The sequence below is a fragment of the Spirosoma sp. 209 genome (assembly GCF_002006735.1).
GTDB lineage: Bacteria > Bacteroidota > Bacteroidia > Cytophagales > Spirosomataceae > Spirosoma > Spirosoma sordidisoli.
The window spans coordinates 45,702-68,250 of record NZ_MVEC01000012.1 but is presented as its reverse complement, the minus strand read 5'-3'; the positions used below and the strand labels follow the sequence as shown (position 1 = coordinate 68,250).

Sequence of the window (22,549 nt, the reverse complement as noted above, 5' to 3'; positions counted from 1 at the left end):
AGCAGAATCAGACAACGAATGCCAGTTTTAACAACAGATATTCTCATTGCAGGCGGGGGTGTGGGCGGATGCGCCTGCGCGCTGGCGGCCTGCGAAGCGGGCTTAACCGTCATCCTGACCGAGGAGTCGGACTGGATTGGCGGCCAGTTTACTACCCAGGCCACCCCACCCGACGAACACGGCTGGATTGAACAATTTGGCTGCACCCAGACCTACCGACAGTTCCGCGAAAACGTTCGGGACTATTACCGAACCCATTACCCACTAACTCCCGAGGCCAGGCTCAACCCGACCCTGAACCCGGGTAACGGCTGGGTATCGCCCCTCTGTGCTGAACCCATCGTATTTCTGCGGGTGTTGCAGGCCATGCTACAGCCGTACATTGACCGCCAGTGCCTGACGATCTTGTACGAGTACGAGGCAACTGAGGCTGTTTATGAGGCAGATACCATTCAGTCGGTCACCCTGCAGCATACCCAGACGTCCGAATCGGTATGGGTGAACGCCCGATATTTTGTCGATGCTACCGAGTTGGGGGATTTGCTGCCCCTGACGGGAACCGACTACGTGACGGGCTCGGAAAGCCAGGCCGAAACCGGAGAGCTCAGTGCTGCACCCGTTGCCAGACCCGGCAACGTGCAGGCGTTTTCGGTATGTTTTGCCATGAGCTATCACGAGGGCGAAGACTGGACCATCGATAAGCCAGCCCGCTACGACTACTGGCGAACGTTTGTGCCTCCCCTGTTGCCCGCCTGGTCGGGTCCGCTACTGAGCCTCACCGGTCTTAGCCCGCGCACCCTACAACCTGTTCAGTACAATTTCCAGCCTAACCGCGAACCCAACCGAGCCTTCGCCGGCCTATGGACCTACCGGCGGATACTGGACAAAAATCTGTTTCAGGAGGGTGCTTTTGAGTCGGACATTACCCTCGTCAATTACCCACAGATCGATTATCTGGGGGGTGATCTGAGCGAGGCTAGTCCAGCCGAGCGCGCCCGCTACGTACAGGAAGCCAAGGAGCAAAGCCTTTCGTTTTTGTACTACCTGCAAACCGAACTGGGCTTTCGGGGGCTAAAACTCCGCCCCGATGTGGTTGGCACTGCCGACGGCCTGGCCAAACGACCCTACATCCGGGAATCGAGACGAATCAAAGCCGAGTTTACGATTCGGGAACAGCACGTGTCGGCTCATCTTCGACCCGGCTCAACGCTGGCGGAACCATTCCCTGATTCGGTCGGCCTGGGTTTTTACCGGATCGACTTGCATCCAAGCCTGGGTGGCGATAACTATATCGATGTAGAGAGTCTGCCTTTCCAGATCCCGCTGGGCTCGTTATTGCCTGAGCGGGTTGAGAATCTGTTGCCCGCCTGTAAGAACATCGGCACCACCCACATTACCAATGGCTGTTACCGACTGCATCCGATCGAGTGGAACATCGGTGAGTCGGTCGGCCATCTGCTGGCCTACTGTCTGGAAAAAGGCGTGTCGCCCCGGCAGGTTCGGAATACGCCCACGCTGCTAATCGATTTTCAGGCCGCGCTGACCCGACGGGGCATTCCCATTGAGTGGCCCGATAATCTTGTGCTGTCCGAAGGCGACCCGCACCGTCATGCCCTGTAAACGTATCCGTTCATGACCGGCGCCGAGTTAGCCCATCAGATCAGCCAGCGATATGGCACTACCGAAGCAACCGAAATTGCGCAGCGGGCAGGCGTAGTCGTGCGGTACGAACGATGGCATCCGGCTACTATGGGTGAATACCACAAAAAGGATCGGACCATCTGCATCAACCTGGCCGCTCCCCTGGAGCCGACGCAGATACTGGCCCATGAGTTAGCGCATTTTTTTATTCACGAAGCAGCCATCCTGCTGCCCCGTCTGGAAGAAGAAAAACTAGCCGAGTCCTTCGCCGACGCGTTGATTAAAGCCAATCACCCCTGAATGAATTGGTCGCAGATTACTCTCCGGCTCGCTAAAGGAGGTGTTTGTTTACCCCCCAGCCCCGCGACGGCGGCCCGGCCTAAGAGTTGTTAGGGGAAGGAATTGATGTGAATCCTAATAGCCCGAATCGCTACCTTTTCGCCCCCCAGCCCCCTAAAGGGACGGTCGGCCGCTCATATCTTTGTTTTGAGTTGAGTCTGTCAGAAAAAGTGCAATTTATGAGCAAGACCTGACACGGGTAGCCAGTACCTCGGGTCGGCCGCTGAGACACCCTCCGGTGATCTTGATCAGGCTGGTTGTGCTGGCTCCCCTGTCCCCTTTCCAATCAGCTCCGACAGTACCCATAGAAGTGGTTGTAACTACTATCTCCAATCGATGTGCCAGAGCCAGGAAAGCCGTCAGGTGGTTTCTGTTTCACTTTTCCCCCGCTTGGTTATGCAAACCTTCTTACGCCATTGTGTTGGGCTGGACGTCAGCAAAGATACCCTCCAGGTAGGCCTGTCAGTGATTGACCAGACCGGCAAAGTCACCCTTAAAGCCACCACCAAAGTAGCCAACAAGCCAGCGGGCTTTCTTACCCTACTCAGTTGGGTGGCCCGCCATCGTAAGCAAGACTTACCGCTTACCTACCTGATGGAATCGACCGGCGTCTACCACGAAGCGGTGGCTTGGTTTCTCCATCAGCAGGATCAACCGGTCAGTATCTTACTGCCCAATAAAGCGAAATACTATCTTAAGAGCTTAGGCTATAAGTCCAAGAACGACAAAATCGATGCCCAGGGCTTGTCTCGCATGGGCCTTGAGCAGCGAGTACCACTCTGGAAACCTCTCTCCAAGAACCTATACGCCTTGCGGCTATTGACTCGCCAACACCAACGCCTGCAAGAACTGCGAACCCAGTCCACCAATCAGCAACATGCCCTGAAACACAGTGCCTTTGACAATGGCTTTATCACTAAACAACTGACCAACTTGGTCAAGGTATACGACCAACAACTAACCGCCTTAGAGCAAGCCATTACCCAACTCATCAACGATGATGCTGTGCTCAAACCACGCATCGAGCAGTTGGTCAAGATTAAAGGCTTGGCCTTACTATCGGTAGCTGTCCTGGTGGCCGAGACCAACGGCTTCGAAGGCTTCACCAATCAGCGCCACCTAGTGAGCTATGCGGGTTATGACGTAGTGGAGAATCAGTCTGGCAACCACTCAGGCAAAACCCGTATCTCTAAAAAGGGGAACAGTCGCCTGCGTCGTATACTGCACATGCCGGCCTTCAATGCCGTTCGCTTCAACGAGCCCACCTGTAAAGCCCTTTACGAGCGGGTCTATGAACGGAGCGGCATCAAGATGAAAGCCTACGTGGCGGTTCAGAAGCGGTTGCTGCTGATGGCCTACGCCTTGTGGCGTCACGGGGTCGCTTACGACCCTTTGTATTTAGCGAACCGAACTGGTCAGGCAAAAAAAATAGTCCCGACCGGCGGGACTACCCAGGATCAAGTGGCCGAAGCCGAGTTGTCCTACTTGTAGTCCAAAGATATGAAAATAATCCTAACGTAAAACTTGACTTTCACGACAGTACCAGCCGGAGAAAAAACGGCGGGGTTAACTCCCCCTTTAGGGGGCTGGGGGGTGTGAAATCCGGTCTCTGCATAGCTTTGCTTGCTTAACCACCCTTCCCCCAACAATTCATCTGAATGGACTGGGGGGTATAAACCGGTCTCCCCCTGCAATATCATGATGCATGTAGGGTTAACAGGATTGACCTTTAAGCCGCTACGGCTCGAAAACCTTTTCGATGACCAGCGCATAGGCGCCCAGCATCTCTGCTTTTTCGCCCAGCGGGGAAACCTGAAACTCGCAGTCGGCCAGGAGCTGGGGCAGGCTGTGCAGGCTCAACCCGCGGATGACCTGATAGGTTAGGTACTCACCTACGTCAATAAACCGCCCACCCAGAATGAGCAGTTCGGGGTTAAACACCTGAATCAGCATAGACAGGGCTTTGCCGAGTTGTTCGCCCAGGTCAGACAGCAGTTCGTTAACGAGTCGGTCGCCTTGTTTCGAGAGGGCCAGTAAATCGCGGTAGGGCAGATACCGGCCCGTTTTTTCGGCGTAGCTTTCTTCGAGAGCGGCCCCCGACACCACCGTCGACAGGCAGCCTTTCTTGCCGCAAATGCACAACTTATCGTTGTCGAAAAAGGTGACGTGCCCAAATTCCCCGGCAAAATAGGAATGCCCGTTGTGGATGTGCCCGTTCGAGATCAAGCCGACGGCCAGCCCCCGGCTCAGGTTTACATAGACCACGTTTTGTTTGTCGCGGGCCAGCCCGAACACCTGCTCACCCATGGCCATGAAATGGGTATCGTTATCGATGTAGACTGGGTATGGCCAGAGTTTTTCCAGCCGCTCGGTCAGGGGTTCGTCGAAGTTCAGGAATGAATAACTGATGCCTTTGGCGTGGTTGACCCGCCCGGTGATCCCGATGCCCACCCCCAGAATCTTGTCCTCGGCAATGCCCTTATTTCGGATAAGGGCCGGCACCGTGCGGGCCACAAACTCGAACGATTCGTCGCGCTGGCTGATATCGAAATTGTCGGTTTCGTAATCGTAAATGACTTCGTGATGCAGGTTGATAATACTCATCCGAAACGACTTGAGCAGTAACTCAACCCCCACGATATAGCCCTGGTCCGGGTTCAGATTGTACACGGTTGGCCGACGCCCCCCCGACGACTCTTTCTTACCCGACTCGATCAGGATGTTCTTGTCGACCAGGTCATTGACGAACTTGATGGTGGTGGGTAGACTGAGCCCGCAGAAGTCACGGATTTCGAGCACCGTTTTCCCTTTTTCACGCAACAGATACTGGATGATTTTTCGGGTCTGCAGACTATGGTTATTGCCGAAACCCAGACCCTCAAGAAAGCTTCTCATTCAATGTGCCTCTACAGAACCCTCCGAACGTGGTTTCGGAAGCCCTGACAAATATAGAGTTCTGCCATCAAATAATGCGGTCGACCAGTCCGGGTAACGTTCTGAACAGATGCTCGCTACCGGGCTGAACGCACGCCAGATCGGTAGCTGGTGTAGGTCTACAGAATGCTTTCGACCGGTGACTCAAAGGATTAGTTACTCAACCGTTCATACGGATTATATTCACCAGTCCGCTTGATGTGTGACTTTCCAAACGACTACCCTTACCCTCATCAATCGTCCTCTTATGAAAACCACAATCCTTTATTCCTGTCTGGTCGCATCGCTTCATCTGCATGTTCCTGTGAATACCCTCTGGCGAGCCGCTCCGCAGGCCCCGGTTCCGTGCACCATGTCGAACGGGCAGACCCGCCCCTACCCCTGCGAATTCAAGATCCAGGCGATGTATTTGCTCGGTAAAAACAACGAAGTGGTGGGAACCCTCACGCCCGCGAATACCAGCGTCAAGTTGCCCAGGAGCAAGGCTGTTCAGGTTATAAAGTCATCCAGTGGCGAGTCTTTTATCTACAACGTATCGCTGGATATTCGCCGGATCAACACCGCCAGTTTCCCGCCCAAGCCTTCTCCCATTCCGGGTCTGAAAGTCGGATTTTACGAAGTGGGAACGTCTACCGTCACCAGCCCCATTTCGCCGGGCGAGGTAAAACCCGTCAAGCGGGTCGACATCGCTCAAGCGCTGCCCAAACCGGGCGTCCGCCCTACCCGCATCAGCTTTACCCTGCAGCTAAACTATACCACCGGTGCCGGGGCTACGATCGTGGCGCCCGTTCAGTACGTACAGGTTAAAAACCCGATTACGTTCACGAAATTCCCGGCCTCGATCAACCAGTACCGCGACCGCGCCGAAGCGTGGCTGGCTTTCAATACCAGCGTAGATATGACAAAATAGGTGGCCTTTCCCCTTACTTGTACTGAAGGGTTCGATACTCGTTGGGCGATTGCCCCACCCGTTGCCTGAACAAACGGTTGAAATGCTGCGGATACGTGAACCCCAACTCGTAGGCGATCTGGCTGATCGATTTGCCGGGGTCAAAGAGTCGTTCCTTAGCCAGATCGATGAGTTTCGTCTGGATGTATTCCTGCGCGGTTTTACCTGTTTCTTTCTTGATGAGGTCGCCAAAATAGTTGGCCGACAGGTTTAGCTCGGCGGCACAAAAGGCTACCGTTGGTAAGCCGGTGGTCTGGGGTTTGTCGGACTGAAAATACGCGTTCAACAACGTCTCAAACCGTTCCAGTATCCCTTTATGCACCGTTTCCCGGGTGATAAATTGCCGATCGTAAAACCGGCTGCAATAGCCCAGAAACAGCTCAATCGTGGCGACGATCAGTTTTTTGCTGTGCTTGTCAATGGCGTGTTGTAATTCAAACTCGATTTTAGCGAAGCAGTCCAGCACCAGCTGACGCTCCCGCGCCGACAGGTGCAGGGCTTCGTAGGACTGGTAACCGAAGAACGTGTATTCATGTATGTGCCGACCGAGTGACGTACCATGAATCAGGTCCGGATGAAAGACCAGCGCAAACCCTTTCGGCTGGTAGGTTGCCCCGTTGCTGCTAACGCCCGCCACCTGTCCGGGCGCCATGAATACCAGTGTTCCTTCCTGGTAGTCATAGGTATGCCGCCCGTACACCAGGTCCCCGCAGTTGACATCTTTCAGGAATATGGTATACAGGCCAAAATACATCCGCGAACCCTGACGCGGAGCGGCCTTCGACAGATCAACGACGCTGACCAGGGGGTGAAGCGTTTCATGATTGTTGAAGATGTTGTAGTCGTTTACCGTTTCAAATCGCTGCAGGGTATCCATAGCGTGGATCAGTTTCATCGACAAAAGTAGGGCATTCCCCCTCTCCCCACTTTACCCGTGAACCCGGATCGGTAATAATGGTAAGAAAGTCCGTAATCCGTATACCTGGCCGAAGCAGAACAAGCCAGACCTTTGCCAGAGAGAAGAGTGAAAGCCAGGGTAACGGTTGGTTACCATATTGGCGAATAGTTCCACAAAACAGGCAACGTACATGCACGCAGAAAATCACCTCCGCTCCCGTTCTATCAGTCAGCCGACGACAAAATTGAGTATGATCCCATTTTTTCTCGCCCTATGTTGTCTCTCGTTAGGTGTGCCGGGAGTTATGGCTCAGGTAACCCACCTAAGCGCCGGTATAACCAGCCGGCCCCCTGCCGAACAGGAACTCATTGCGCTCTCGAAACAGAAATGGCAATGGATGGCCGACAAGCAGATCGACAAGCTGGCCCTGCTTTTCGATGACAAAGCGAAGTTCGTTCACATGAGTGGAACCTGGAAAAAAGACGAAGAACTTGACATCATTAAAACCGGCAGCATCTGGTATAAGAACGCCGAGGTGCATGATGTAGCGGTAGAGCTGTTCGACAACACGGCTATTGTCTGGAGCCGCCTTAGGCTGGATGCCATCGTTCGGGGTGCCGAGGTCAGGACCGAGTTCACAGCGACTGAAGTCTACCAGAAACAAGCCAGTACCTGGAAAATGACAGCCCTAACCTTTTCCAGTGTGCGCGACACCCATCAAATAAAGCATTGACGCGACATACGGTCGGTTATGTGAAGATCGGTAGGCGTATGGCGAACAGGAAAGCAGAGAAATCTGATTATCTTTAACCAAATTTTTTCTTCCATCGATCTGACTATCAGCCCATACGACACGAACTAACGTTCAGCCTGCATGCAAATGTCCGGTCGGACGGCCGCTGTCGGGCCAGACCAGATTCCGTTCAAACGATGACGAATCGAGCGGCAGTACGGTTATCCCCTTGTTCCTAATCATCCTTACGTTTTAAACATGGCAAAGTACAGTCTTAAAATCAACGGTAAAAGCAGGCTGGTGGACGTAGACCCATCCACGCCTGTGTTGTGGGTACTGCGCGACCACCTCGACCTGACCGGCACCAAATACGGCTGCGGTATGGCCCAGTGTGGCGCCTGCACCATCCATCTCGACGGAACGGCCGTCCGCTCCTGCCAGCTGCCGGTTTCGGCGGTTGGCAATCAACCCCTTACCACCATTGAAGGCTTATCGGCAAAAGGTGACCATCCGGTGCAAAAAGCCTGGCAGGAACATGACGTGGCCCAGTGCGGCTATTGTCAGGCGGGGCAGATTATGAGTGCGGCTTCGCTGCTGAAGGTGAACCCGAACCCGTCCGATGCGGATATCGATACCTACATGAGCGGGAACATCTGCCGGTGTGGTACCTACGTCCGCATTAAAGAAGCCATCAAATCTGTTGCCAGGAAGTAAGCTGGTTATTGGTAACCCCTAAACAAAACCGACCATGAAAACCAGCCAAACAACCTACAACCGACGTTCTTTCCTCAAAGCCTCCCTCCTATCCGGTGGCGGCATGATGCTCAGTGTGAGCTGGCTCGCCAACGCCAAAGCGGCCGACAAACTCCAGGCGCTCAACCTGCCCCAACAGTGGACCCAGCTGAACGGCTACATCCAGATTACCCCCGATAACCAGATCAAACTCATTTGTCCCAACCCGGAGTTCGGGCAGAACGTAATGACGTCGCTGCCGATGATGATCGCCGAAGAACTGGATGCCGACTGGAAAAACGTGGTCGTTGAGATGGGTCCGCACGACAATGCGAAACTAGGCCCTCAGTTCTCGGGCGGCAGTAACTCGGTTCGCATGTACTGGAAACCCCTGCGCGAAGCAGGTGCCGCTGCCCGCCAGATGCTGTGCGAGGCCGCTGCCCAAACCTGGAATGTGCCGGTTGGGGAAGTGACAACCAAAGCGGGGGTGCTGTTGCATGCGAGCGGGAAGTCCGCGAAATACGGCGAAATGGCCAGCAAAGCGGCTACCCTTCCCGTGCCCAAAGGGATGAAACTGAAAGCCCCTAAGGATTTTACCATTGTCCGAAACTCGAAGAAAAATGTGGAGGGGTTAAAAGTCGTTACCGGCAAACCCCTGTTCGGCCTGGACTACCGGGTAGACGGTATGCTGATTGCCATGATCCAGCATCCACCCGCCTTTGGCATGAAGCTTAAATCGTTCGATGCCACGCAAGCCCTCAAAATGCCGGGGATCAGGGATGTGTTCAGCCTGAAGTTGTACGAAGATGGTTTTGAGCAGGGCGGTTTCGATACCCGCTCGTTCAACGATATGGTAGTTGTAGTGGGCAAAACCACCTGGGAGGTAATGAACGCCCGCAAAAAACTGCAACTGGACTGGGAGCCCATTGGCGATACCAAAGACACGATGATGGGCCGGGGCGGCAAACAGGAAGTTGTGGTTCCAGGTGAGCTGGAAAGCACCAGCGCCCAGCTTGAAAAAATGGCCGCCTGGGCCAAAAAGCCAGCGAAACAATTGCGGAAAGACGGAGATCCCGAAACGGCGTTCAAAAATGCGGCTCAGGTTATCGAACGCACCTATAACGCACCCTTTCTGGCCCACAACTGCATGGAGCCGATGAATTTCTTTGCCCATGTGACCGACGAGAAGGCGGTAGTAGCCGGACCACTACAGGCACCGGGCTGGTCGGAGCCGACCCTGTCAAAGCTGCTGAACCTTCCTGCCGACAAGATCGAGATTCAGATGACGCGCATGGGTGGCGGGTTTGGTCGTCGGGCCTATTGCCAGTATATGTACGAAGCGGCCCTGATCTCAAAACGAACCAAGGCCCCCGTCAAACTCATATACACCCGCGAAGATGACATGACCTATGGCATCTACCGGCCTATGTACACCGCCACCTACCGGGCAGCTCTGGATGCCAACAAGAACCTGATTGCTTTCCATGTGAAAGGGGGCGGCATACCCGAACATCCGATACACGCCAACCGTTTTCCGGCGGGCGCTGTCGATAACTACCTGGCCGAGGGCTGGGAGATTCCAACCAATATCACGATTGGCGCTTTCCGCGCACCGCGTTCCAACTTCAACGCGGCCGCCGAGCAGTCGTTCCTCGACGAAGTAGCCGAAGCCATGGGCAAAGACCCCATCGAGTTACGGCTGGAGTTGCTGAAGCGGGCCAAGGACAACCCGGTTGGTAAAAACAACGAATATGATCCCGATCGGTACGCGGGCGTGCTCAGGCTGGTTCGCGATAAATCGGGCTGGAACAAACCTGGCAACGAGACGTATAGCCGGGGGGTAGCTGCTTACTTCTGTCATAACTCCTACGCAGCCCACGTCGTCGATATGGTCAGCCGGGATGACCAGCCCTACGTAGAGCGCGTGTTTAGCGCCATGGACTGCGGCATCGTGGTGAACCCGGATTCGGCTAAAAACATGGTGCAGGGAGCCGTAGTCGATGGGATAGGCAATGCGCTTTATGGGTCACTGACGCATAAAAACGGGGCCGCTGAGCAAAATAATTTTCACAATTACCGCCTGATTCGGCACAACGAGGCTCCCAAACAAATTGAGGTCTACTTCGTCGACAACGACCTCGACCCTACCGGCCTGGGCGAACCCCCATTCCCGCCGGTGTTTGGGGCGGTGGCCAACGCGCTGTACAAAAAAGAAGGAAAACGGTTTTACAACCAGCCGTTCCAGCCTGACATCAAGAAACGGGCCTAACCCGGCTGAACCGTTTTTTTGCGCCGGAATCGATTGGTTCGATACCGGCGCTTTCCGTTAATAGCGGATAACCTGTAAACCCAGATAGAAAGGGTTACTCTTTACAATAGATGAAGGGTGATTACGACGTGAAAGCCAATCAGATAGTGGGTTTCTTCTCCCCCTTTAGGGGGCTGGGGGGTGAACAGCTCAACCAGTCCAGCAATCCCTATGAATTGTCGGTTCATCGCGTCAACTGCCTCCAGATGCATCGCCCGACGGGAGCGATACAACTAAGCCGGCATCAGAACCGTACCCTCAGGGGGCTGTTCCTCCCAGAATGCACACAGCGTTTGTTTAAGCGGAAAAACCAACCCATGCAAAGCAATCTGCGTCCGGTAGGTCTTGTACTGGGCAACCAGCGCCGGATACAATCGAAGCCGGGCCGATTCCAGAGGCTGGATATCGAACAGAGCCGTTACGTCCGGATTGGTTACCCTCATTACATCTTCCCCGGTCAGTTGCGGACGATAGGGGCTCCTTTCGGGCTGCACAGCTCCCAAACACGTATGTAGATAGTGCCCAAAAGCGGCCAGCCAGAATGCCAGTCCAGCCGTAGCATGCCCCTGATTCAACTCTTGCGTCAGAACAGGAAGCAGAAACGTGGGTAAGACAGAAGCCCCTTCGGCACATAAGCGCTGTAGCGAATCCGTATCTACCGTTTCGGCAAACTGGTTCAAGAGCTGATCAACCCAGGCGCTCTGATCCGCGTCTGAAACCACGTTGTCGGTAGCCCCATCGAAGCGAACGACAAAGGAGTGCAAAAAGGAGTGATATAACCCGCCGGAACGTATGTCAGCCGTTGGTTCAGCCAAAACAAGTGGATAAGCCAGCCAGGTAAACGCGGCAGCCCGCATCGACTGGTCTGTATCGCCGACGGTCTCAATCAATTGTTCAACACCGTCGGCTGCGGGGCTATATCCCGGCAGGTTGGCGCCAGTCCTGTCTACGGTCAGCAACTGATTTATAAGTGTCAACATAGCTGGGACAGTTTTAGGTGGATAAATCCGGTAGGACCAAATGAGTCTTTTCGGCTGGTAAGTCAACCCTAGGCAAACAGGCTTGGCCGATGTAGGTCACCAACCGGCAGCCAGCCTGCATCCCGACGGCGAAGCGACTGGGCAATGGTGATGATCCGGTTGCCCTGATCGCCCTGTTCCCCGATGCTGGCCTGTTCGTAGTTTTGCTGGCGGGATGGTTCCCAGTCGAATAACTCCGTCTTGGAATCGTAGATACCAACCGGCTTCCGTTTTTTGTCAGCGGCCAGTTTATGCAGCACCGATTGAGCCTCGGTCTGTGTGTTGCAGCCAACATGATGATACTGCTCGTTGAGCAGGTAAAGCACTGAAAAACGTTTCATGACTTGGTTGTTCAATAATGAGTGAGCACGACCACAACGGACCGACAAACTGGAATACCAGTGTCAGCCTGTCTGGAGTGAAAATTGTAGTTACATGCTGGTAGAAAACGAACTAGGCGTTTTCCTGCTGGGCGCGAAACCGATCAAGTCCGATTCCTGTGGTTTGGGGCACTTTAGAGCCTACTCGGGAGGAAACCGTACGTGAGCTGACAGCCGGCCTGAAAACGGATGGCTGGGGTTGGCCCGGTTGCTGATCGGCGGGCAGCCAGTTGCTGCCAAATGGGTTGCCACTGCGGGCGAGCGCTTCAAAAACCTGCACCTGTTGGTTAATAAAGGTCAGTAGCGTTTGTTGAAACGGGTTGGCTAGCTTCGTTGGGCGAAGGCTGGTCCTATGTGTTTGTGTAAATTTCATAATCGGTAACGTTGTCGGTCGGGTCGCTGGCTTCCTCTCCCATCAGGATGGTGAAGCGAAACAACATCGGCTTTGGTCTTTGCTGGATTCGGCCGATCCCACCCGGTTTCGGGCGGGCCACTCGCAACTGTCTTGTTGTCAAGTGTTCGTCAAAGTAACGGCATCGTTGCGTCGAAAGTTTAATCGTTTAAACCCAAATAGTACAACAAACCTAAATTTCATTATATAATACGACAAATCTATAAAAATAGTACAATTAAAATGAGCATTTTAGAATTTTTCATTGAAGTTTCAGTGCCAGCAAACTTTATATGACCGTTTATTAGTTTAAACGATTAAACTAATTTGTTGCATTTTATTTTGTTGTTGGCATGCAAAAGAAGACCTCTCTCAAAGACATTGCTCAGGTCGTAGGCGTATCTACAGCCCTGGTATCGTACGTACTCAACAACAAAAAGGAAAACCGCATCAGCAAGGAGGTCGCCAAACGCATACGACAGGTTGCCAACGACTTAAATTACCAGCCCAACCAGATTGCCAAGAGCCTCAAAACGAGCCGGACCCGTACGCTGGGGCTCATTGTGGCCGATATAGCGAACCCCTTCTTTGCCACACTGGCCCGGTACATCGAAGACGAAGCCGATAAACACAACTACACCGTCATATTTGCCAGCTCCGACGAAAACCCGGATAAGTGCCAAAAACTGATTACGACCCTACTCAATCGCCAGGTCGATGGCCTGATTTTGGCCCCTCCTGCCGGGGTAGAGTCGCAGGTGATTGATCTGCAGAAGAAAGGCATTCCGCTGGTACTGGTAGATCGGTACTTTCCGGACATCCGAACCAGCTATGTGGCCCTCAACAACTTTCAGGCCATGTACACGGCTGTCGGCCACCTGGCCAAAGCCGGTTACCGCAGGGTTGGCATGATCACCCTCGACACTGACCTCTTCCATATTACCGAGCGAACGAGAGGGTATCTGTCTGCTCTTCAGGACAACCATCTCACCACCCGGCGCAGCTGGCTCAAACCGATTGGCCCATCGAACCTGCCAGCCGACGTAGCCAGAACCCTGCAGGCCTTCACTACTGGCCCCCAGCCGATAGAAGCCGTTCTGTTCGCATCAAACGTGATCGCTATGGCGGGCCTGAAAGCCATTAAATCGTTGTCGGTAGCCGTCCCCAACGAGCTGGCGGTGATCTGTTTCGACGAAACGGATGCCTACGAGCTCTTCGACACGCCCCTTACGTACATCCGTCAACCCGTTCAGGAACTGGGCCAGCTGGCCGTTTCGGTCCTTCTCGACACACTGGCCGTACCGAGCCAGATTACCCAGGTCAACCTGGATGGTCAGTTGATTGGGCAAGCCTCCACCCAGCCGGTCTCCATCCTGCTCCCCGACTAAAGTGAATACGATTTCCAGACCTGCGCAGGACGCAGCACGTTCGGACCAGACTCGGCCAAACTGTTCCTGAGTTGTTATTTGAATTTCGTAACTTTCTGTTTGTATTTCGTCCTTTTACGACGCTGGGGCCCGGTAGCTTTGTGTCAAATTTTAACCCCCAATGGTATGAGTACAACCCGTCAAAAACGCACACTGGGAACGGCCGGTCTCGAGGTATCAGCACTGGGCCTGGGCTGTATGGGCATGAGCTTTGGCTACGGGCCTGCTCAGGACACAAACGAGATGATCAAGCTGATTAGGTCGGCCGTCGAACAGGGCATTACCTTTTTCGATACCGCCGAAGTGTACGGACCGTACGCGAACGAAGAGCTGGTCGGGGAAGCGCTTGAACCGTTTAAGGGTCAGGTTGTCATTGCCACCAAATTCGGCTTTGCCATTCAGGATGGGAAGATGGCAGGCCTCAACAGCCGCCCCGAACACATCAGAGCCGTTGCCGACGCATCGCTCAAGCGGCTGCGGGTCGAGGTGATCGATCTGTTCTACCAACACCGGGTCGACCCCAACGTGCCGATCGAAGAGGTGGCGGGTGCCGTTCAGGACTTGATACAGGCGGGTAAGGTGAAGCATTTCGGACTGTCGGAAGCGGGTGCCGGCACCATCCGGCGGGCCCATGCGGTACAACCCGTAACGGCGCTTCAAAGTGAATACTCGCTCTGGACCCGCCAGCATGAGCAGGAAATCATCCCGACTATCGAGGAACTGGGCATCGGTCTGGTGGCTTACAGCCCCCTCGGGAAAGGGTTTCTGGCGGGTAAGATCGACGAACGTACCCAGTTCGCAGCGGGCGATATTCGCAACACGCTGCCCCGCTACACCGAAGAGGCCCGCGTGGCTAACAAGGCGCTACTGGATCTGATCGATCAGTTTGCGAAACGCCACGAGGCCACACCGGCTCAGATTGCCCTGGCCTGGGTACTGGCCCAAAAGCCCTGGATCGTGCCGATACCGGGAACAACGAAGCCGCATCGCCTGACCGAAAATATTGGCGCTGTGGCTGTTCAGCTAACCGCCGAAGAACTCGCCGATATCGAAGCGGCTACCGCCCGGATCGATGTGGTGGGCGCCCGGTACACGGAGCAGATGGAGAAATCGACCGGTTTATAAACCAGCTTACGCGGTCGGAACAGTGGCATTGTTTCGACCGCAATTTTCTAACTCCTTTCCAGTTTCTTATTCCTGGTCAATGGCTAACCTACCCAAACCACAGCCGACAGCGGGCAATTCGACAGATTTGACGTTGAAGGGGTTTAAAGTCTATGAGGTTAACCTGCCCGCCACAAAACCGCACCCGCACAGCCGCCGGGACTTTTACAAAATCGTTTTGAGTACAGGACACCTGATCATTCACTTTGCGGATCGGCGCATCGAAGTCAACGGCACGTCCTTATTTTTTGCCAATCCGATCGTTCCCTACTCGGTAGAACGACTCACCGACCACCAAACGGGACTTGCCTGTGTGTTTACAGAAGACTTTCTGAAACCAACCGATCGGTCAGCCAGTTTGCAGCAGTCGCCCCTGTTCAAAATCGGGGGTACGCCCGTTTTCGCGCTGACCGATGACCAGGCGGCTACCATGACGGCGCTCTTTCAGAAAATGCTAGCGGAACAGGCTACCGACTACCCGTTCAAAGGCGAATTGATTCGCACATACATCAACCTGATCATTCACGAAACGCTGAAACTGCAGCCCTCGAACGATCTGGTCAGACCACAAAATGCCTCATCGCGTATAGCGTCGCTATTCCTCGAACTGCTGGAGCGGCAGTTTCCCATCGAAAACCCTAACCACCCGCTTACCCTCCGTACGGCCCACGATTACGCGCTGCAGTTATCGATTCACGTAAACCATTTGAACCGGTCCGTTAAGGAACATACGGGACGACCCACAACGGCTCACATTGCCGACCGCGTCATCAGCGAAGCTAAAGCCCTGCTGCAGTTTACGGATTGGAGCATCTCGGAGATTGGGTACGCGCTGGGCTTCGATTACCCCACCCACTTCAATAACTTCTTCAAAAAAATGACCGCCACAACGCCCAAAGCATTCCGGTCCCAATAAACCCGAATCAGGCACGTTTAACCCGATGCTGTAGGTCAGGGCAAACCGTATCTAATCATCTGATTTACTACAGAACAGACCAGTGATGGCGAGCTATAGCGTCTTTTCACGATCGGGGAAATGCGTTTTTTGGGCACCACCCGCTCCCAAAGCGGGTTATGTATGAAACGTTGAATTTTCCCGCATGCACCTGTCCGAACGATACAGCCAGTTGAGGGCCCGAAGCGAAGCCATTTGTCAGGGTCTGCAACCCGAAGATCATGTTGTACAACCCATAGTCGATGTGAGTCCGCCCAAATGGCATCTGGGGCATACGACCTGGTTCTTTGAAACATTTATTCTTATCCCCTTTGCCGCTGATTACAAGGTATTTGACCCCAGTTATCCGTACGTATTCAACAGCTATTACGAGTCGGTGGGGGCGCGGGTGGTCCGAACCGACCGGGGCAATCTGAGCCGTCCGTCAGTGGCTGACGTGATGGCGTACCGGGCCCACGTCGACAGGGCCATGCAGGCCTTTCTAACCCAACCGGCTCCATTATCCGACTCGCTGCGGGCAACTATTGAACTGGGCATCAACCACGAAGAGCAGCACCAGGAACTACTGATCACCGACATCAAATACATCCTGGGTCATAACCCGCTCATGCCGGGCTACAGCACCTCGTACCCAAAACCGGACGTCCCGGACTGCCAGCAGCCGGACTGGATCTCCCTGCCGGAGGGCGTTTACGAGATGGGTGCCCAGGGCGGTGAGTTCTGCTTCGACAATGAACTGAACCGGCATAAGGTGTATCTGGCCGCCTATCAGGTTCAGTCTCAGCTAGTCAGCAATGCCGATTATCTGGCGTTCATCGAAGCGGGCGGCTATTCGGACTTTCGGTTCTGGCACGCAGAAGGCTGGGAATGGGTTAAAAGCAAGCCAATCAAGGCCCCCCTCTACTGGCACTGGATCGATGGTAGCTGGTACCACTACAGTCCGGAGGGGCTTGTGCCGCTGCCGCCCCACCAGCCCGTCTGTCACGTCAGCTATTACGAAGCCTGGGCGTATGCGCAGTGGCGCGGGTTGCGCCTGCCCACCGAGGCCGAATGGGAAGTGGCTCAACCCCTGTTTCAGTGGGGCTCGCGCTGGGAATGGACCGAAAGCGCTTACCTGCCTTACCCCGGCTTTACGAAGGCAGAAGGGGCCATTGGCGAATATAACGGCAAGTTCATGGTCAGTCAGATGGTGCTTCGGGGAGCTTCAGAAGCAACCACACCCGGTCACAGCCGGCCCACCTACCGCAATTTTTTTCACCCTCCTTTACGCTGGCAGTTCACAGGTATCCGCCTGGCCAGATCCATATGACAGATTCTACCGGTATGCAGCTTACTCAAGTTGACAGCGCCTTTCGTCGGGATGTCATCCGCGGTTTATCCGCCAGCCCGAAATTCCTGCTGTCGAAATACTTTTATGATGCCAGGGGCGATGCCTTGTTTCAGCAGATCATGCGCTGCCCGGAGTATTACCTAACCCGGGCCGAAGAAGAAATTTTACGGGACAAAAGCAGGGATATTCTACGGGCCTGTACCGCTCCACACCCCACGTTCGATATCGTTGAACTGGGAGCGGGCGATGCCTCCAAGACCACGCACCTGCTGCGGGCCGCCATGGACCTGGCATTTAGCAATCGCTACGTGCCGATCGATATTTCGGCCAGCATGGTTGAGCAACTAACGCAAACATTACCGGCACAGCTCCCGGGTCTGGCGGTCGACGGCCTCGCGGGTGAATATTTCCCGATGCTGGCCCAACTGAAGAACAACGGACCAACCCCCAAACTGCTGTTGTTTCTGGGAGGAACCATCGGGAACCTCCTGCCAACCGAAGCCATCGGGTTCTGCAAGGAACTGAACAGCTATCTGAAACCGGGTGATTACGCGCTGATGGGATTCGATCTGCGGAAGGACCCACAGACCATACTGAATGCTTATAATGACAGGGGCGGACTGACCCGCGCGTTTAACCTGAACCTGCTGGACCGGATCAATGAGGAACTAGGGGGTACGTTCGACCCGGCTGATTTTGTTCATTTTCCCGTGTATGACCCCGTAACCGGAGCCTGTAAGAGCTATCTGGTCAGCACCCGCCGGCACGACATCCGCCTGGACGACGGCACCCTTTTCCAATTTGAAAAAGACGAACCGATCTACATGGAAATCTCGCAGAAATACACCCAGACGCAGATTGCTGAACTGGGTCGTGAAGCGGGTTTCGAGCCGATACAGACGTACATAGATAGCCAGCAGCGGTTTACGGATGTGCTCTGGAGAAAATCCTGAACTACTGCCATTAGACCCTGGCTTCCTGTGAGTTATACCGTAGTTGACCACCTGTAGTTAGCCCAGCCTTGTTTTCCCAACGGGGAAGCCGGGATGGCAAGGCTGGGCCATTATTCGTCACATACAGCCAAATAGGGGCCCTTCTGAGCCAGACCCGGATGAATACGGGCGACGTTATGCTTCCGGCAGCAAAGCACGCACAGGCAGTCTGCCACTTAGTAGATAATTGGCCATTTCCCTATCAATTCTGAACGCATTGGGTTCTGTATGCACAACGAAGAATTGAAAACGTATGGAAGTAAACGGTCCTATCATCTGTATTGACGACGATACAGATGACGAAGTGCTTTTAACCCCTATTCTCAACGAAATTGCCCCGCTGAGTCCGGTCATTTTTTTCAGCAGTGCCCAACGCGCGCTCGACTACCTGAAAACAACCAAAGACCGGCCCTTTTTGATCATCTCAGAAGTCAGCCTGCAGGAAATGAGCGGAATCGAGCTGCGCCAGCTGATCGAAGAGGATTCAGCCTTGCGCAAACGCGCGATTCCGTTCATTTTCTTTACCCATCCAGTTTACAAACACCTGGTCGAAGAAGCCTATGAGCTAACCATACAGGGATTTTTTGAAAAGCAGCAGAGTCAGCAGGCCATGCGTTCCCAGCTACAGGCTATCGTGGATTACTGGTCTAACTGCCTGCACCCCAACCGGTTTACCGAGGAAGACTAACCCGCCCCTCCCTACTTGTCGTCCTGTAACGTAGCCAGAAAACTGACCACGTCCCGAATCTCGCGTTTGGTGAGCAGGTACTTCATGTCCGGCATACTCGACGGCGAATCGGTGCGGGTCACTATCTGGCTTTTACTGATCACGGCATCGGGCTGATCACCGGCCTTGATGGTCAGTTCGGTGGCCGTTTCGCCCTGAATGATACCGCTGATCGTCTTGCCGTCTTTCAGCGCGAGCGTGGTCGTGCCGAAACCGGGAGCCAGCCGCGCGCTGGGGTTGATTACGGCTTCGAGCAGTTGTTCGCGGGTCAGCCGCCGGGCTACCCCGTTCAGACGCGGACCGGCATTACCACCCAGGTCATCGTAGGCATGGCACCGGATGCACTGTGCCGTCTGGTGCCGCATGAAGATCCGGCGTCCTTTATCAGGTTCACCCCCCAGCAAACTGCCCTTGTACGACGCCATGACCGCATCCGCCGACAAACGGCCGGTGATGGTTTTGTAACGGCTGGCCAGTACCGGCGATCGGGTGCTGGCAATGGCTTCTTCCAGTTCCAGGCTGATTTCGGGCGAGAGCGTTCCACCCTCCAGTTTGGTCAGCAGTTGATTGAACACAGCCTGCGTATTGGCAACGGGCAGTTTGCCCAGCGTCAGCAGAGCCGCCTGCTTCTCTTCGACGGGTTGGTTATTGATTACGTCGGTCAACAGGCTGGTGATGCGGTCCTTTGCCATGGTGGTTTTTCCAACCAGATCCAGCGCAGCCACCCGTACCTGTTTGTCTTTATCGGCCAGACCCAGCTCAATGGCACTGCCAATTTTAGGACTGTTTAGCCCAGCCAGCGCCCGCAGCGCTTCGACCCGAATCGTGGCCGATGCATCGGTTTTGAGCCGGTCCAGCAGGTTATCCGACGCCTGGGCCAGACCCAGCTTCTGGATGCCCCGCACCGCGCTGAGCCGTAAACTCTGATCCGAATGGGTCAGCAGCTGGGTGTAGGTAGCTGCCGATTTGGCCTTTACCAGGTTGGCGTCCCGTACGGCCGGACCCCGATACCGCCCGTCGACGCGGTCCAGCACCGACGGCTTCGACCAGGTACTGAGCGCATCGAGGGCATCGGCCCGCATCGCAACAGGGGCTCCTTCCCGGCTGGCAAAGCTGATCAGCTGCTGCATGGCCGCTGGCGTTCCTACCCGCAGGTTGGCACTGATAGCCCGACGAAGCAGCGGCTCATTCGTGAAACGGGTCGTAGTCAACAGACTGCCCAGGGCAGGTAGTGCACCCGGAATAGACAGGTCGTCGTTGATACCCCGGGCGGCTTCGGTAACGATAAACTCGTCCTCGTCGGCCAGAAAATTGGCAATGCCGGGATGGCTCAACCGCCGAAGGGCCACCACTGCCGCAATTCGTACCCCCCGCGACGGGTGCTTAGCCAGCGCTACGACCGGCTCTGCCTTGCCGATTCGGGCCAGCGCCAGACTACCCGCATGACGCAGGTACGCGTCTTTGTCGTTGTTGGCCGCCAGCATGGCAATGATCGGCTGAATAGCAGGTTCATAGGCCATCCGACCGAGGGCCTCGGCCGCAAAGAACTGCACCCGTTCGCTCGGATCGCTTAGCAGCGGCAACAGCGACGGGGCGGCTTCGGCATGGCGACCATCGCCCAGCCATTTGGCGGCCTGTGCTTTGATTTCAGGGTCTTTATCCGTCAGCAGGGGCACCAGCTGCTGGGCGTATTTCTTATCCTGCCGGGCCAGCTGGCTGATACCCCAGATGCCGTGAATGCGGGCCAGCTGATCGGTAGTTTGCCGGATGGCTGCGCTGAGCACCGGAGCGCCTTTAGCCCCGCGCTTCACCAGCTCGAACTGAGCTTTCTGGCGCACGCGCATGTCGGGATTCCTGAGGTAATCGCCCAGTTGGGTTTCGGACACGCGGGCGAAGTTCTCGGCCAGCAGCTTTTTAGTCAGCAGCCGTTCGGCCGAGCCGGCCCCATCTTTATCGTCGAGTTTCCAGATCCGACCGTAGTCTTTGGAGTCCCAGCCGTTGATCCAGTCGGCTACGTACATGGCTCCGTCGGGACCGAAATCGATCCCGGTGGCCAGCACATTGCCCAGTATCTTTTTATGTTCACCCAGCTCGAAAGAGGCTCCTTTGGGCTTCAGGCTAAACATATGGATACCCGACCGGGCCGGGCTACCCACAAACTCGCCAATGAAAAACTTGTTCTTATAGGCCGGACTCAGCGCCGTACCCGGGTTGAACAGCATACCCGTTGGCCCGCTGACAAAGTTGGCGATGGTCGGCGTAAAATAAGCGGCCTGACCGTCGAAACGGGGTTTGTACATACCCTCGTCCATCCAGACTTTGTAGGTATTGTTGTTCGGGTCGCGGTATTTACCGTACTGCCAGTTGCTGCGCCAGCCGGTATCGGAGCCGTTGACGATGTATACGAGCCGTTCGCGCTCGCCGGGGTGATCGCCGTCGTTGTCTTCGCTGATCAGGTTACCGAATTGGTCGAAAACGAATTCGTGGGTGTTGCGAACGCCGTAGGCAAACACCTCGAAGTCACTCCCATCCGGATTCGACCGGACAATGACTCCACTGTTGGGGTGCTCCCACTTTTTACCGTCGGGGCCTTTGCCGTTGAAACCGATATCCCCAATCTGCCAATAGATACGCCCGTCGGGGCCCATCTTGATGCTCGACATCCCGTGGCCACTGAAGCCGACGTGGACCCCGTAGCCGTGCGAAATGGATTTTTTCTCGTCGATGATGCCGTCGCCATTTTTGTCTTTCATGCGCCACAGGTCCGGCGCCACGGCTACGTACAGATCGTTGCCATCGGCCATCACGCCACCGGCAACGTCGGTTACTTCGTCATGAAAATCACTGACTACCCGTTTCGACAGATCAGCCAGTCCGTCGCCCGAAGTGTCTTCGAGCCGGTAGACATGTTCACGCTCGATGGTCAGATCCCGCCAGTCGTGCGAGCCGTCGCCGTTGAGGTCTTTTAGCCACTCGTTTTTCTTGCTGTTTGCGGGCGACAGCACTTGACGCAGAAACGCCTGCCGATCGGCTACATTCTGCAGCCGGTTCGATTCGATTTCCCAATCCTGGTGCCCCCGAATGTCGAATTCTGAGTTTTTCTGGCGGTTGGTCCGGGTGTAATACAGCCGGCCCTGGTCATCCATATCGATGGCTATCGGGTCAGCCACCAGCGAATCGACCCCCCATATTTTCAGGGTCAGACCGCTGGCCAGCTCGGGCGAAACCTGGGCTTCAATGGCTTTCGCCTGCGTGGTGAGTTGTTCGGGGGTCAGGCGTTTGATGGCTGACCCGATCGGATCTTCTTTAAAGCCTACCAAGACCAGTAATGGAGTGAGCGCTATGCCTGCACACCCCGCAATCGTTCCTATCCGGTTTCGTCTGAATGTCGTCATGGAAAAAGTAACTACGCACTATCTACAATCTATGTATCAAGTTCGCATTCGACCTTCTTTACTGTTCAATCCCAAAATCGTTAGCTAATTCATTCAAACCAGAAAACTATCGACTTGTATCTATACCAATTCGAACATTGTTTGTAATAATTCTAAATAACTCAGTTTTTATTTGGATTAATTTTAAATAAGGAATACGTTTGCAGCGAACCTTTGCAGTAATGATCCAGGCAAA

The 22,549-nt window shown here is 54.7% G+C and carries 19 protein-coding genes; 13 read left to right on the top strand and 6 right to left on the bottom strand.

The features are described from left to right. The first annotated feature begins 18 nt into the window (after positions 1–18). The 3 genes from B1C80_RS19690 (at position 19) to B1C80_RS19680 (ending at position 3,471) form a co-directional block, all read left to right on the top strand. Positions 19–1,620, top strand: coding sequence for an FAD-dependent oxidoreductase (locus tag B1C80_RS19690; protein WP_077922927.1), 1,602 nt, complete (start codon positions 19–21; stop codon positions 1,618–1,620). Positions 1,621–1,632: 12 nt separating this feature from the next. Beyond that, positions 1,633–1,941: an ImmA/IrrE family metallo-endopeptidase gene (locus B1C80_RS19685; protein ID WP_077922926.1), complete on the top strand. Its 309-nt coding sequence runs from the start codon at positions 1,633–1,635 to the stop codon at positions 1,939–1,941. A gap of 435 nt (positions 1,942–2,376) precedes the next feature. Beyond that, the gene (locus tag B1C80_RS19680) at positions 2,377–3,471 is read left to right on the top strand and encodes an IS110 family transposase (RefSeq protein WP_077923001.1); all 1,095 of its coding nucleotides are present in this window, start codon (positions 2,377–2,379) and stop codon (positions 3,469–3,471) included. A gap of 246 nt (positions 3,472–3,717) precedes the next feature. Here B1C80_RS19680 and B1C80_RS19670 read toward each other — a convergent pair whose 3' ends face one another. Further along, positions 3,718–4,875, bottom strand: coding sequence for an ROK family transcriptional regulator (locus tag B1C80_RS19670; protein ID WP_077922924.1), 1,158 nt, complete (start codon positions 4,873–4,875; stop codon positions 3,718–3,720). 286 nt (positions 4,876–5,161) lie between these two features. Here B1C80_RS19670 and B1C80_RS19665 point away from each other — a divergent pair, with 286 nt between their 5' ends. After that, entirely contained in the window at positions 5,162–5,824 is a 663-nt protein-coding gene (locus B1C80_RS19665) for a hypothetical protein (RefSeq protein ID WP_077922923.1), read from the top strand. A 13-nt stretch (positions 5,825–5,837) separates the two neighbouring features. Here B1C80_RS19665 and B1C80_RS19660 read toward each other — a convergent pair whose 3' ends face one another. Then, complete coding sequence (locus tag B1C80_RS19660; protein WP_077922922.1) at positions 5,838–6,740, bottom strand: AraC family transcriptional regulator; 903 nt, start codon at positions 6,738–6,740, stop codon at positions 5,838–5,840. A gap of 325 nt (positions 6,741–7,065) precedes the next feature. On the opposite strand from B1C80_RS19660, the gene B1C80_RS19655 reads away from it, so the two are divergent. The 3 genes from B1C80_RS19655 (at position 7,066) to B1C80_RS19645 (ending at position 10,495) form a co-directional block, all read left to right on the top strand. Then, the gene (locus tag B1C80_RS19655; RefSeq protein ID WP_139361689.1) at positions 7,066–7,494 is read left to right on the top strand and encodes a nuclear transport factor 2 family protein; all 429 of its coding nucleotides are present in this window, start codon (positions 7,066–7,068) and stop codon (positions 7,492–7,494) included. A 258-nt stretch (positions 7,495–7,752) separates the two neighbouring features. Then, positions 7,753–8,208 (top strand): (2Fe-2S)-binding protein, encoded by a 456-nt coding sequence (locus tag B1C80_RS19650; protein ID WP_077922921.1) that lies wholly within the window; start codon positions 7,753–7,755, stop codon positions 8,206–8,208. A 34-nt stretch (positions 8,209–8,242) separates the two neighbouring features. After that, positions 8,243–10,495, top strand: coding sequence for a xanthine dehydrogenase family protein molybdopterin-binding subunit (locus tag B1C80_RS19645; protein WP_077922920.1), 2,253 nt, complete (start codon positions 8,243–8,245; stop codon positions 10,493–10,495). Positions 10,496–10,767: 272 nt separating this feature from the next. Here B1C80_RS19645 and B1C80_RS19640 read toward each other — a convergent pair whose 3' ends face one another. From B1C80_RS19640 to B1C80_RS28170, 3 genes are all read right to left on the bottom strand, one after another. Next, on the bottom strand, positions 10,768–11,514 hold the full coding sequence (locus tag B1C80_RS19640) for a hypothetical protein (protein WP_077922919.1): 747 nt from the start codon (positions 11,512–11,514) through the stop codon (positions 10,768–10,770). A gap of 68 nt (positions 11,515–11,582) precedes the next feature. After that, positions 11,583–11,894, bottom strand: a complete 312-nt coding sequence (locus B1C80_RS19635; protein WP_077922918.1) for a hypothetical protein — start codon at positions 11,892–11,894, stop codon at positions 11,583–11,585. Between the two features lie 112 nt (positions 11,895–12,006). Beyond that, entirely contained in the window at positions 12,007–12,306 is a 300-nt protein-coding gene (locus B1C80_RS28170) for a hypothetical protein (RefSeq protein ID WP_139361688.1), read from the bottom strand. A 371-nt stretch (positions 12,307–12,677) separates the two neighbouring features. On the opposite strand from B1C80_RS28170, the gene B1C80_RS19630 reads away from it, so the two are divergent. The 6 genes from B1C80_RS19630 to B1C80_RS19605 all read left to right on the top strand — a co-directional run bounded on the left by B1C80_RS19630 (position 12,678) and on the right by B1C80_RS19605 (position 18,880). Then, positions 12,678–13,712 carry a LacI family DNA-binding transcriptional regulator gene (locus tag B1C80_RS19630; protein WP_077922917.1) on the top strand — a complete coding sequence of 345 codons (1,035 nt, stop codon included), beginning with the start codon at positions 12,678–12,680 and terminating at the stop codon, positions 13,710–13,712. A gap of 165 nt (positions 13,713–13,877) precedes the next feature. Then, positions 13,878–14,876, top strand: a complete 999-nt coding sequence (locus B1C80_RS19625; protein WP_077922916.1) for an aldo/keto reductase — start codon at positions 13,878–13,880, stop codon at positions 14,874–14,876. Between the two features lie 217 nt (positions 14,877–15,093). Continuing rightward, positions 15,094–15,831: an AraC family transcriptional regulator gene (locus B1C80_RS19620; RefSeq protein ID WP_236648844.1), complete on the top strand. Its 738-nt coding sequence runs from the start codon at positions 15,094–15,096 to the stop codon at positions 15,829–15,831. A gap of 184 nt (positions 15,832–16,015) precedes the next feature. Next, positions 16,016–17,179 carry an ergothioneine biosynthesis protein EgtB gene (gene egtB / locus B1C80_RS19615; RefSeq protein WP_077922914.1) on the top strand — a complete coding sequence of 388 codons (1,164 nt, stop codon included), beginning with the start codon at positions 16,016–16,018 and terminating at the stop codon, positions 17,177–17,179. 14 nt (positions 17,180–17,193) lie between these two features. After that, positions 17,194–18,153 (top strand): L-histidine N(alpha)-methyltransferase, encoded by a 960-nt coding sequence (egtD, locus tag B1C80_RS19610; protein ID WP_077922999.1) that lies wholly within the window; start codon positions 17,194–17,196, stop codon positions 18,151–18,153. A gap of 292 nt (positions 18,154–18,445) precedes the next feature. After that, positions 18,446–18,880: a response regulator gene (locus tag B1C80_RS19605; protein WP_077922913.1), complete on the top strand. Its 435-nt coding sequence runs from the start codon at positions 18,446–18,448 to the stop codon at positions 18,878–18,880. 11 nt (positions 18,881–18,891) lie between these two features. Here B1C80_RS19605 and B1C80_RS19600 read toward each other — a convergent pair whose 3' ends face one another. Next, complete coding sequence (locus tag B1C80_RS19600; protein ID WP_077922912.1) at positions 18,892–22,314, bottom strand: HEAT repeat domain-containing protein; 3,423 nt, start codon at positions 22,312–22,314, stop codon at positions 18,892–18,894. Between the last annotated feature and the right edge of the window lie 235 nt (positions 22,315–22,549).